Origin of the sequence: Streptomyces sp. NPDC050856 (assembly GCF_040653855.1) — a bacterium.
Classification (GTDB): Bacteria; Actinomycetota; Actinomycetes; order Streptomycetales; family Streptomycetaceae; genus Streptomyces.
Genome location: NZ_JBFAGV010000007.1, coordinates 151,811 through 164,194 on the forward strand (window position 1 = coordinate 151,811; position 12,384 = coordinate 164,194).

General features: G+C 74.6%; 8 protein-coding genes. All 8 read right to left on the reverse strand.

The genetic code is table 11. From position 1 onward, the window contains the following. Positions 1–94 precede the first annotated feature (94 nt). Positions 95–1,468 (reverse strand): MFS transporter, encoded by a 1,374-nt coding sequence (locus AB0H53_RS09595; protein WP_362109306.1) that lies wholly within the window; start codon positions 1,466–1,468, stop codon positions 95–97. A gap of 639 nt (positions 1,469–2,107) precedes the next feature. Continuing rightward, positions 2,108–3,187, reverse strand: a complete 1,080-nt coding sequence (locus tag AB0H53_RS09600) for a zinc-binding dehydrogenase (protein WP_362109308.1) — start codon at positions 3,185–3,187, stop codon at positions 2,108–2,110. 17 nt (positions 3,188–3,204) lie between these two features. Further along, entirely contained in the window at positions 3,205–4,605 is a 1,401-nt protein-coding gene (locus AB0H53_RS09605; protein ID WP_362109310.1) for an aldehyde dehydrogenase family protein, read from the reverse strand. Between the two features lie 98 nt (positions 4,606–4,703). Beyond that, positions 4,704–5,207, reverse strand: a complete 504-nt coding sequence (locus AB0H53_RS09610) for a DUF3574 domain-containing protein (RefSeq protein ID WP_362109312.1) — start codon at positions 5,205–5,207, stop codon at positions 4,704–4,706. Positions 5,208–5,440: 233 nt separating this feature from the next. Further along, positions 5,441–5,980 carry a hypothetical protein gene (locus tag AB0H53_RS09615; RefSeq protein WP_362109313.1) on the reverse strand — a complete coding sequence of 180 codons (540 nt, stop codon included), beginning with the start codon at positions 5,978–5,980 and terminating at the stop codon, positions 5,441–5,443. After that, complete coding sequence (locus AB0H53_RS09620) at positions 5,981–10,297, reverse strand: polymorphic toxin-type HINT domain-containing protein (protein ID WP_362109315.1); 4,317 nt, start codon at positions 10,295–10,297, stop codon at positions 5,981–5,983. A gap of 134 nt (positions 10,298–10,431) precedes the next feature. Beyond that, positions 10,432–11,535, reverse strand: a complete 1,104-nt coding sequence (locus tag AB0H53_RS09625) for a hypothetical protein (protein ID WP_362109317.1) — start codon at positions 11,533–11,535, stop codon at positions 10,432–10,434. Between the two features lie 283 nt (positions 11,536–11,818). After that, positions 11,819–12,373 (reverse strand): RICIN domain-containing protein, encoded by a 555-nt coding sequence (locus tag AB0H53_RS09630; RefSeq protein WP_362109319.1) that lies wholly within the window; start codon positions 12,371–12,373, stop codon positions 11,819–11,821. Between the last annotated feature and the right edge of the window lie 11 nt (positions 12,374–12,384).

Here is a 12,384-nt window from a genome sequence, read left to right on the forward strand (position 1 = left end):
CCCGGGCGGGTACCGGGTCACGCGGTGTCGCGCTCCCGGCCGCGGGACGGTCCGGGTCCGGTGGCCGGTCCGGTGACCGGGAGCACGGACGGGGTCACCGGGCGCCGGTCTCCTCGGCCGCCTTCGCCCGCGCGGCCCGAGCGGACAGGATCCTGATGGACACCAGCGCGATCACCGCGAGCACCATGAGGTAGCCGGAGACGGCCATGGAGGTGCCCGTGGCCTCCAGCAGCAGCACCATCATGAACGGCGCCAGGCCACCGCCGAACACGGCGGCAATCTGGTAGCCGAGGGAGGCACCGGTGTAGCGCATCTCCGGGGTGAACAGCTCGGCGAACAGCGCAGCCTGGGGCCCGTACATGATGCTGAGGAAGCAACTGGTGACAAAGGTCCCGGCGGCCAGCCACAGCAGCGACCCGGTGTCGATGAGCAGGAACATCGGCACCGCCCAGATCAGCAGTCCGGCCGCGCCCAGCGCGTAGACGCGCAGCCTCCCGACGCGGTCGGACAGGGCCGCCGAGACGGGGATGAGGACGAGCTGGGTGAGGCTGACGCAGAGGGAGACGGTGAGGACCGCGCTGCGCTCCATGCCCAACTCCCGGGTGGCGTAGTCCAGGACGCCGGTGATGATGATGTAGAAGGTGGCGGTGTTCACGGCGAAGGACCCGCCGGCGAGGAACACCGTGCCGAGATGGCCGCGCAGGACGGCGCGCAGCGGCGAGCGGGGCCTGCTCCGCTCCTCCTCGGCCAACTGCCGTTCGGCGGCCTTGAACTCCGGGGTCTCCTCGACCCGGGTGTGGATGTACCAGGCCAGGGCGAGGACCAGGAAGCCCACGAAGAACGGCACCCGCCATCCCCAGGCGGCGAACGACGCGTCGTCGGTGAACGCGCCGGCGGCCAGGAAGACCGTGTTGGCGGTCACCACGCCGATGGGGACGCCGAGTTGCACCAGGCTGCCGTACAGGCCCCGCTTCCCCTCGGGGGCGTACTCGGTGGCCATCAGCATCGCGCCGCCCCACTGGGCGCCCACGGCGATGCCCTGCAGGACCCGGAAGGTGACGAGCAGCAGCGGCGCGGCCACGCCGATCGTCTCGTACGTGGGCAGCAGGCCGATGCCGGCGGTGGCGAGGCCCATCAGGGCCAGCGCGAGGACCAGCATGGGCTTGCGGCCCCGCTTGTCGCCGAGCTGTCCGGCGATGATCCCGCCGACCGGGCGGGCGAGGAAGCCGACGGCGAAGGTGGCGAAGGCCGCGAGGACACCCGCCGACGCGCTGCCCGAGGGGAAGTAGAGATCGCCCAGGACCAGGGCGGCGGCGATGCCGAAGACGAAGTAGTCGTACCACTCGACGGCGGACGCGAGCGCGGCCGCGGTGGCCACCTTGCGCCGGCGGCGGGCGTCGAGGGACGGGACGGGGCCGGGCGGGTCCGCGGAGGCCGGGGAGGCGGAGGAAGGGGGTGCCGTGTCCATGCGGTGCACACTCCGATACGGGTGCGGGGACGAGAGGGGGGCGGCGCCTTGATTGACCGGGACCGTACCGACCGGCTGGTATGGCGGTCAACGGGTTGTACGGCAACAGTTTCCGGCCGCCGCGCGACGCGCTCGGCACCGCTGCGGACAGCACGGTGACCCCGGCCGCGCGGGGGCGGCCGGGGTCCGTACGCACCCGGTGACGACCGGGGCGGAGCGAAGCGGCGCGGGACGGCGGAACGCGGGGACCGGACGTGGACGGCCGGACGGCCCGGACACGGCGGCCCATGCCCGGCGCTCGGACCGGCGGCCCGGGCCGGGAACCGGGCGTGGTCCCTGAGCCGGGAACCGGGCATGGGCGCCGGGCTCCGGACCAGGCCGGGGTGGTCGGCCCGGCGTTGGGCCGGGGCTGCGGGCCGGGTTGCCGGCCCGGCGTTGGGCCGGGGCCCTGAACCGGGCTCCGGACCAGGCTCAGGGGGCCGGCCGGGCCAGGGGGTCGGACCCGGCCTGTGGCCCCGGCGTCGGGACCGGATCGGGTCCTGGTGGCCCGCTTCAGGACTCCCGCCCACGCGGGCCCGGGCCCGAGCCGCGGCCAGAGCCGTAGCCGGGGCCGGCTCCCGCGGCCTGGGCCGCCTCCGGTCAGAAGACGACCAGCGCGCGGCCCCCCTTGCCCGCGATCATGTTGTCGAAGGCGGCGGGGATGCCCTCCAGCGCGATCCGCTCGGTGACCAGGGCGTCCAGGTCCAGGCGGCCCGCCCGGATGTGCTCCGCCAGCACCGGCAGGTCCTCGGCCGGGTTGGAGTTGCCGTAGACGCAGCCGGAGAGCGTACGGCCCCAGTGGAAGATCTCCAGGGCGTTGAACGTCACCTGCTGGTCCTTGCCCCCGATGCCGACGACCGTGGTGCGCCCGCCGCGCCGGGTGGAGTCCCAGGCGGTACGGATGGTGGCGGCCCGGCCGACGCACTCGACGGCCACATCGGCGCCGTGGCCGCCGGTGAGCCGGCGGATCTCCTTGGCGGTGGTGTCCGAGGCGACGAGGTACTCGGTGGCGCCGGCCCGGCGGGCCAGGGCCTCCTTCTCGGGCGACACGTCCACGGCGATCACCGGGCCCGCTCCCGCGATCCGGGCGGCCTGGAGGGTGGCCAGGCCGACGCCGCCGACGCCGAACACCACGACCGACTCGCCCTCGCGGACCCGGGCGGAGTGGTGGACCGCCCCCCAGCCGGTGAGGACCGCGCAGCCCAGCAGGGCGGCGTCGGTGAGCGGGACGCCGTCCGGGACGGGCAGCACGCAGTTGGCGGCGACGACGGTCTCCTCCGCGAACGCGGCCACGTTCAGGCCAGGGTGGAGCTCGGTGCCGTCCTCGGTGAGGGCGTGCACACCGGCCGCGCCGGTGAGGGCGTCGGCGCAGAGCCACACCTCGCCGATCGAGCAGTGGTGGCAGGAGCCGCAGGAGGGCGCCCAGTTCAGGACGACACCGTCGCCGGGGGCGACATGGCCGACCCCCGCACCGACGGCGAGCACGGTGCCGGCGCCCTCGTGACCCAGGACGGCGGGCACCGGCACCCGCATGGTGCCGTTGCTCAGCGAGAGGTCGGAGTGGCAGACCCCGGCGGCGGCGAGGCGGACCCGCACCTGGCCGGGGCCCGGCTCGGGGAGGCGGATACGGGTGATCTCCAGCGGAGACCCCACGGCGGGAAGTACGGCGGCGCGGACCACGGTCGGATTCTCCCGGCTCAGAACTGGAGGGACTTGGTGTGGAGGTACTCGGCGAGGCCGTGCGCGCCGAGCTCGCGCCCGACGCCCGACTGCTTGTAGCCGCCGAAGGGGGCCAGCGGGTTGAACCGGCCGCCGTTGATGTCGACCTGGCCGGTGTCCATACGGCGGGCGAAAGCGACCGCCTCGGCGTCGTCGCCGGCCCACACCGCGCCGCCGAGACCGTAGACGGTGCCGTTGGCGATCCGCAGGGCGTCCTCCTCGTCCTCGTACCGCAGGACCGACAGGACGGGCCCGAAGATCTCCTCCTGGGCGATGGCCATGTCCGGCGTGACGTCCGCGAAGACCGTCGGCCTGACGAAGTAGCCCTTGTCGAGGGGGGCGTCCGGCCCGCCCGCCACGAGCCGGGCGCCTTCCGCGACGCCCTTCTCGATGTAACCGCGCACCCGGTCGCGCTGCTCGGCGTTGACGAGCGGGCCGAGCCGGTCGCCGGGCACGTACTTGGCGACGGCGCGCGCCGCCAGCTCGACGGCCTCGTCGTACTGGTCGCGGTGGACCAGCATCCGGGTCCAGGCACTGCACGTCTGGCCGGAGTTGGACATGACGTTGGCGACGCCGGCGCCGACCGCCCTGGCGAGGTCGGCGCTCGGCAGGATGACATTGGCGGACTTCCCGCCGAGCTCCAGGGCGACGCGCTTGACGGCGGCGCCGGCGATGGCGCCGACGCGCCTGCCGACGGCGGTGGAGCCGGTGAAGGAGACCAGGTCCACCCCCTCGTGCTCGGCCAGGGCCTGCCCGGCGACCGGGCCGAGCCCGGTGACCAGGTTGAACACCCCGGCCGGCAGACCCGCCTCGTGCGCGGCCCCGGCGAAGAGCTGCGCGGTCAGCGGGGTGTCCTCGGCGGGCTTGAGCACGACCGTGCAGCCCGCGGCCAGGGCCGGGGCCACCTTGGCGACGATCTGGTGCAGCGGATAGTTCCACGGCGTGATGGCACCGACCACGCCGACCGGTTCCAGCAGGACGGTGGAGTTGCCGATCCGCTCCTCGAAGCGGTGGCTGCCGGCCAGCTCGGCGTACGACCCGGCGACCGCCACCGGCAGCCCGGCGTGCACGGCCCGGGCAAGCTGCGGCGGGGCGCCCAGCTCCGCGGTGACCGTTTCGGCGATCTCCTCCTCGCGGGCCGCCAGCGCGTCGCGGAGGGCCGCGAGCAGGGCGCTCCGCTCCCCGGGCGGGGTGGCCGCCCAGGCCGGGAACGCCGCCCGGGCGGCGCGTACCGCCGCGTCCACGTCCTCCGCCGTACCGGCCGGGACATGGGCGATGACCCGCTCGTCGGCCGGGTTCACCACCGCGATGGTGCCGCTGCCGGCGGCGGGTCGCCACGCGCCGTCGATGTACATCCCGTTGTGGGCCTGGACCTGCATCCGCTTCTCCTTCGGGCCTGGTGACACGGCTCGGTCGTCCGCCCCAAACTAGCGGCGGTAGTTTTCCGGCGCCAGGGTCTCGCGGAGTGACCGTCGTATCAGAAGTCCACCCGGGTCCGCTCGTCCAGTCTGGCCACGGACTCCTGGCCGAACGCCTTCACGTAGGCCTCCCGGACCCGCTCGACGTGCGCGTCACGCGCCCGCGCCTCCGGGGCGGGGTACAGCAGGACCAGTTCGTACGAGCGCTCCCGCTGGATCCGCCCGCTCGCGTCCCGCCACTGCCCGCGCCCCTCCTGGACGGTGAGCCCTTCGGGGAAGCGCGGCGTGACCTCCCGGTCGATGAACGCCGTGAACTGCCGGTCGGTGACGTCCGGGCCGCCGCCGGGCCGTTCCGTCCCGAACAGCAGCCGGGTCTCCACGTACGACGCGCCCCGCGCCGGGGCCACGGCGGCGGTCGCCGGCCGTTCGTCGCCCAGGGTCGCGTACGCGGCGGGCGCGCCGGCCCCCAGCAGCACGGCGGCCGCCGCGAGGGCGACCCGGAGGCGGGCCCCGGGGCGGGGGCGGGAACGGGCGGGGGTGGACACCGTGGGGATGGTGGACATGCGCGGGGCCGCCTTTCGGGTACGGGGAGCGCGGCACCGATCACTCTGGCAGCCCCTTGGGGGGGGCGGCCGGGCGGAACACCGGCTTTCGGCCGGAACCGGCGGCGGGCGGGGCACCCGCGGTTCGATGCCCGTGAGACCCAGGGGGCCCGTGGGGTGCGGAAAGGGCACGGCGGGCACTCGTGGGAGGGCCCGCCGTGCCCCGTCGCGAGTGACGCGGACGCGCCGCCGCGTCAGTTCTTCATCGACCACCAGGCCGGCGAGACGCTGATCGACCAGACGTCGCCGACCTGCTGCTCGGTGGGGTCCTCCGGGTCGACGTCGCCGTACCCGTACGGATCGATGTCGGCGATGACGAAGATCCTCGTGCCCGTCCCGGACACCCGGTAGCGCTGGACGTCGTCGGTGGTCGACGCGTCGTCGTCCGGCTCGACCGAGTGCCCCATGCCCGTGATCAGGGCACTGAGCTCGTCGAAGGCCACCCGGTGCGTGAACGCGCCGTACGCGTCCACGAGCGGCTGCGGCACGACGGCGGCCGCGTCATGGGTCAGCCGGTGCACCTCCAGGCCGATGCCCAGGCACGGCCACGCCCCCCCGTCCTCCTGGAAGACGAGTTCCACGAGCCCGTAGTCCCGGCCGATGACGCCCTGCGACCTGTTGTCCAGGTAGGCGGCGCCGAGCGCCGCCTCCCATTCGGCGGGCTGGGCCCCGATGCCCACTCCCAGCACGTCACCGTGGACGGCGACCCGGGCGTAGAAATCCAGATGGGACATCTACATGTTCTCCAATGCCTCGATCAGGGCCTTCAGCTCTTCGGTCCGGTCCTCCTGGAAGTTCCACTCCGGCTTCCGGCCCTCCTTCTTGGCCTTGACGCTGTACTCGTACTTCTCCTTGGCGTCCCTGGTGACCCTCAGCATGTCCGCGCGCAGCTTGGGGTTCGTCTTGAGCCTCTCGATGACGGCGTCGACCTGCTTCTGCGTGGAGTAGCCCTTCGAGGAGCGGAACGGCAGGCCCATGATGCCTCCCTTTCCGTCCGGGCGGATCAGGACTTCCATGTCGTCCATCAGGTTGACGTGCGCGCCCTTCTGCACCCAGTCCGGGGCCACCACGGCCACCCGGCGGATCTGCAGACTGCACGCCTTGTCCTTCTTGGCGTTGTGCACCAGGACGGCCGCCGGCCCGGCGGCGACGTAGTACGTGTGGATGTCCGCGACGGTGAGGTTGTGCACCCGGTACGTCCCGCTCCAGGCGCGGTTGCCCACGACCTCCCGCAGTTCGCCCCCAGGGGTGCGCAGCAGGTCGCCCGCCCTGAGGTCCATGGCGTCCAGCCAGCTGTGCCGGCTCTCCACCCAGAACGGGTGCCCACCGGTGGCGGTGACCTTGCCCGTGGCGTTCCCGGCCGCGCCGTCCGTGTCGACGGTGATCTCGTTCAGGTGCTTGCGCCCCGAGCCGATGATCACGTCGGTGACGGTCCGTGCCGCGGTCGTCCCGGTGCCGGGATCGGTCGCCAGGACCCGCTGTCCGATCCGGACGTCCTCGATCGGCTTGCGGGTGCCGTCGGCCATGAGCACCGGGGTCCGCGGGGTGAAGCTGTTGTCCTCCAGCGTGCACACCACAGGAGTCCTGCGGAACTTCTCCAGGGCTTCCTGGCCCTTGGCGATCAGCTTCTTCGCCGCGGCGGAGTTGTCGAGGAAGTCGTCGATGCCGCCGACGATGCGGGTGATGGCCTTGGTGATGTCCGGCATCTTCTTGATGACGGTGAGGGCCTTGCCCCAGGGGAGGGCGCCGATGGCCGCCCAGAAGCAGCTCTCGACGTCACCTTCGACGAAGCACTTCTTGATGTCCTCGAAGAGGAGGTCGACAAGGATCTGACCGCCGTTCTCGAGCAGGAAGTCGAGGATGTCCTTGTCCGCGAGCCGACGCGCCTTCTCGTACTCCTCGGGCGTCATCCCGATCTCTTCGAGCGCCTGCTCCTCCTGCCAGGTCAGCTCCGGCCCGCCGCTCTTGCCGGCCTGCTCGGCCGCTTCGGCGCGGCGCTTGCGATCCTGCTCGCGCTGGTACTCCTCGGCCTTCTTCGCCGCCTCGTCCGCCTCGTGGGCGTACTTGTTGGCGTTCTTGGCCGCCGTCTCCGCCGACTTGGCGTGGCTCTCGGCGGAGTCGGCGAGCTTGCCGGCGTCGGCCGCGTCCTTCTCCGCCTGGGCCGCCGCGCCCCGGGCGACGCTCGCCTCCTGCTCGGCGAGGTTCGCGGCGCTGTTGGCGGCGACGGCGTGGTTGTCGGCCTGGGCGGCGGCGCCGCGGGCGCGGGAGGCCTCGGCCTCCGCCTGGTTGGCGGCCCGGCGGGCCGCCGAGGCGTCCGCGTATGCCTGGTCGGCGGCCTGGCGGGCGAGGCCGGCGTCGGCCTGGGCCTGCGCGTCGGCCTGGTCGGCCCGCGCGGCCGCGGCCCGGGCCTTGGCGCCGTCCTCCGCCGCCTGGGCGGCGGACTTCAGGGCCGCCGCGGCGGAACGGGCCGCGTCGGCGGAGGAGCGGGCCGCGTCGGCCGCGGCCTTGAACGCCGGTGCCACCTGGGCTGCGGCGCGCTTGGCGGCGGCCTCGGCGGCCTCGGCGGCCTTGACCGCCTCGGCGGCCCTGGCCTCGGCCGCGGCGACCTGCTGGTCGCCCATCTCCTGGGCGGCGGCGGCGACCGCGGCGGCGAAGTCGGCGTCGACGTCCTTGCCGGAGAAGGGGGCGGTCAGCGCGATGGCCGTGTTGGCCGGGTCGGCGATACCGGCCGCGGTGGCCCGGGCCGCCGCGGAAGCCTGCACCGCGATGGTGGCCTGGATCCTCGCCATGGCGGCCTCACGCGCCGCCCCGTCGGCCTCGTCCTTGGTGCGGTTGGCCGCCTGGAGGGCGTTGTTGGCGGCCATCGCGGCCAGTCCGGCCAGCCGGGCCGACTCATGGGCGGCGATGCCCGCGCGGGCCTCCTGGGCGGTGGCCTCGGCGGCCTTGGCGTTGGCGCGCTGTGCCGCCGCGTGGGTGGCGGCGGCCTCGGACTCGGCCTTGTTCGCCGCCGCGTTCGCGGCGGCCGCGGCCGCCTCGGCCTTGTTGGCCGCGGCGTTGGCCCGCGCGGCGTGCATGGTGGCCTCCGCCGCCGCGGCCCGTGCCCGGGCAGCCGCTCCGGCGGCCTCGGTGGCCGCGGAGCGCGCGCGCACCGCCGCGCCGCCGGCCGTGTCGGCGGCGGCGCGGGCCGCTCCCGCCGCCGTGCCGGCGGTGTTGGCGTCCGTCCGGGCCGCGTCCGCCGCGGCCCTGGCCTCACCGGCCTCGATGGTGCCGCGCGCCGAGGCGGCGATCGCCTCGGTCGCCCTGGCACGCGCCTCCTTGGCGTTGTGCGCCCGCTCGGCCGCGAACGCCCTGTTCCGGGCCTCGCGGGCCCTGGTCTCCTCGCCGCGGGCGTTGTCGTCGGCCTTGGCGGCGACGCCCTCGTGCTCCGCGGCACGCGCGCGTGCCGAGGCCGCGGTGGCCGCGGCCGCCTGGGCCTGCGCCCGGGCCGCCGACGCGGTGCGGGCCTCGGCCTCCGCGCGTGCCCGTGCCGCGGCGGCGACGTCCCGCTCGCGCTCGGCCCTGGCCCGCGCCTGGGCGGCCAGGTCGCGTTCGCGCTCGGCGATCTGGCGCTGCTCCGCGGCGATCCTGGCCTGCCGCTGGGCCTCGACACGGGCCTCGCGGGTCTTCCTGGCGTGCTCCCAGGCCTCCTGCTCGGCCTTCTCGGCCTCGATACGGGCCTGCTTGGTCCTGGCCGCCGCGTCCGCGGCGATCCTGGCCTGCCTGGCGGCGGCCTCGGCGAGCTTGGCGCCCGCCCTGGCGTGCTCCTCGGCGTTGGCGCGCCACTTCTTCGCCTGCTGCTCGTGCAGCTCCGCCTGGTTCTTGGCGTTCAGGCCCGCGGCGTCGGCCGCGGTGGCGGCAACGGCGTGCTGGGCGGTCTGGGTGGCCTTGACCGCCGCCTCCGCCGACGCCGCGATGCCCGAGGCGACCTCCGCCCACTGCGCGCCGTGGGTCAGGCCGGTCTCCACCAGCACATCGGCCTGCACCTTGGCCTGTGCCGCCGCGACCTGGGCCTGCTTGGCGGCCTGGTCGGCGTAGCCGACCTGCCTGGCCACCTCGGCCTTGACCTGCTCGTAGGACGACAGGCGCTTGCCGGCCCGGTCGGCCGCCAGCATCCGGTCGGCCTCACGGGAGGCGGCGGCGGCCGAGGACATCGCGTTGGCCGCGTTCTTCAGCGCCTTGACCGCGTCCCCGTGGACGGCGATCAGCTTGGTACGGGCCTCGGCCGCGCGAGCGGCCTTCCTGGCCAGGTCCCGCAGCCTCTCGACGGCCTCCAGGGCTTCCCGCTGGGCCTTCTCGTGGGCCGCCTGGTCGGCGGCGTCCTTGCCCGCGGCCTCCTGGTAGCCCTTCTCCAGGAACTGCTCGATCGCGGCGTCGTCGTTGGTCGCCAGCGCGGCCTGGGCTGCCCTCTTCACCTCGGGGCCGCCGATGCCGGCGAGCATCTCGACCCGCTTGCGGTTCTCCTCGGCACGCTTCTGGGCGTTCTGCTCGGTGCCCTTGTCCCGCTGCCGGGCTATGTCGGCGCCGAAGGCCAGGAAGTCGTCCCGGTCCTTGGGACTTCCCTTGAGGACCCGCTCGACCTCGGCGTTGAAGTACGGGCCACCGGTGCCGCGCATCGCCTCGATCTGCCGGCGGTTCTTGACGTCGGTGTCGTTCTTCCGGTCCTTGGCGCGCTGGCGGGCCTCGGCCTCGCCGCGTTCCAGGAACTCCCGCAGCGCGTTCGGGTCGCTGCTCGCCAGGGCCTTCTTCGCGGCCTCGCGGACCTCGTCCTCCTCGTCGAACTCCGCGAAGTCCTCCACCAGTTGCCGGTCCTGCTCCGCGCTGAGCCGGTCCAGCTCCGAGCGCGGGGCGGCCGTCGCCGCGGTGGCCGGTTTCGGCAGTGCGGCCGCCGCCCGGTCCAGCTCCGACAGCGCCTGGGCGAACCCGCTCGCCCGAACCGGTGTCGCGGCGGCGGTTCCCCCCGTCACACCGCTCAGAACGGCCAGGGCCAGCGCCGTGGACACTGCCTTCCCCACTCGTCCGGCCACATCACCACGTTGTCGTCCGGCCCTTGGCCGGAATACACCCATCACGGGAAATCCCCCCAGTCGATCGAACAAAGATGCCCGCCCCGCCGTCCATGGGCGGAGCGGGAGCGAGCGCGGGGTGGTCAGCCCCGCGCCCGGTTCTCGCCGTCCCGCGCCCGGTCGGCCATGTCCTGCCAGAACATGGCCGCTTCGGCCGCTCCGGCCCGCTCCGTGGCCCAGGTCTCGTGCTGGGCCCCGGCGGGCTCGGCCATGTGCTTCCAGAGGCTGTCCGCGCTCTGCCCGGCGGTTTCGGCGATGTGCTTCCAGTTCTCCGCCTGCGCCGTCGCGGCGGCCTGCTCGGCCAGCCACGCCGTGCGCGCGGCACCGGCGTGGTCGGCCACCGCCTTCCAGGCCCGCTCGGCCTCGGCCCTGGCCTGCGCCGCGTCGGTCGCGCCCCTCAGCGCCTGTTCGGCCGCGACAGCCTCCCCGATCAGGCGGGACAGGGCGTGGTGCCGCAGCGTCTCGGCGTCGGCGTTGCGGGTGCGGTGGCTCTCCAGGTCCAGGGAGGCGCCGTTCAGCCAGCCGTAGCCGAAGAACTCCGCGACGTCCGCCTCGCCGGCGCCGGCCCGCAGCGCCCACCGGGCGGCTACCCGTACCTGTTCGCCCGGGTCGTGCTCCGCGACGGTGCGTACGAAGTCCCGGGCCCCGGCGGTGTCACCCTGCTCGTGCCGGGCGGCCGTCTCCCTGGCCAGCCGGTCGCGGCGCTGGGCCTCGGCGTATCCGGACGTGACGAACGCGGCCTGGTCGGCGGCCGTGCCCTTCAGGGCGCGGCCGGCCGCCACCCGCACCTCGGGGGAGAACTCCTCGGTGTGGGTGCGGAGCACCCGTTCGCAGAACGCCTTGTTGCGGGAACGGGCGTCGCGGGCGCGCTGCTTGGCGTAGTCGAAACCGCCGCCCGGTGCCAGCCACTCGGCGACCGCCTCGTCCCCGCGCGAGTGGCGCAGCGCGTTCCACGCCGACACGCGCACCTCGGCGGCCGGGTGCGTCTTCGCCAGGATCGTGACACGCCTGCGGGCGTCCTCGGCCGCCGCCGCCCTCGTGCCGGAGAGCTGATCGGCCGGCCGGCCGGCCGGGACCTCGGCCGGCACCGGAGCGCCGGCCCACGCCGGTGCCCCTCCCGCGAGAACGCCCCCGCCGGCCAGTACGCCGGCTGCCAGGACGTGTGCGACCCACCATTGACGACTCACTGCTTGTCCCCCCTGGGAAAAAGAAACGGCGGACAGAGCGCGCGGGGCCGCGCCCAGCGCGGCCGCGCGCGGCCTGTCCGGTGAGAAGAGCTGTGTGCGATCACGCCGTGGCGCGTGCGCGGTGCCAGCGGCACGCGGTCGTCCCGGAGTGGTCGGTGTCCGGGCCACCGCCCACGGCGTGTGGTTTGCCCCGCGCCGGGTGCACGGGCCCGCCGCCCGTGCCCCGGCGGCGTCGGGCCGACCACCGCGTGGGGCGATCGGTCCGACGGTTCGGGCGGGGTTGTCAGGCCGTGGGCGCCTGGAGGCGCCACCGCTGGGCCGGAGTGCTGTTGCAGGTGTACTGCTGTGCGGCCGCGCCGTCGGTGAGGCTGGCGCTCTTGATGTCCAGGCAACGGTCCTTGGTGTGCGTGGGGCGCAGTTCGTACAGCTTCTTGGGTACGTCGACGAGGATCACCTGCCAGCGCTGCTGCGGTCCGCCGACGCACCACCACTGCTGCACCTCGGCACCGGGGGTGGTGGCGCTGCTGGTCACGTCGAGGCACTTGCCGCTGTGCCTGGGCCGTACCTCGAAGGTCGCGCCGCCGGCCGGGACCAGGTCGAAGAGCTGGGAGTCCTCGCCGTCGACGCACTTCGACTGCACCGCGTTGACGCCGTTGCGGAGGCTGGCCTTGGGGATGGTCAGGCACTGACCGCTGTGCGCGGCCTGCAACTGCGCGACGGACGGCGCGGCGGTGGCGGCCGACGGGCCGGCCCCGGCGGCGTGTGCGGCGGTCGTGCCGCCGGAGATCGCGGCGACGCTCGCGGCGATGGTGAGCGCGGCCCGGATGGTCCGAGACATCGTTGTTCCGT

Bases quoted from the DNA above. Each gene is read 5' to 3' on its own strand.
- AB0H53_RS09595 (WP_362109306.1), bottom strand. From the start codon at position 1,468: ATGGACACGGCACCCCCTTCCTCCGCCTCCCCGGCCTCCGCGGACCCG.
- AB0H53_RS09605 (WP_362109310.1), bottom strand. From the start codon at position 4,605: ATGCAGGTCCAGGCCCACAACGGGATGTACATCGACGGCGCGTGGCGA.
- AB0H53_RS09610 (WP_362109312.1), bottom strand. From the start codon at position 5,207: ATGTCCACCATCCCCACGGTGTCCACCCCCGCCCGTTCCCGCCCCCGC.
- AB0H53_RS09615 (WP_362109313.1), bottom strand. From the start codon at position 5,980: ATGTCCCATCTGGATTTCTACGCCCGGGTCGCCGTCCACGGTGACGTG.
- AB0H53_RS09630 (WP_362109319.1), bottom strand. From the start codon at position 12,373: ATGTCTCGGACCATCCGGGCCGCGCTCACCATCGCCGCGAGCGTCGCC.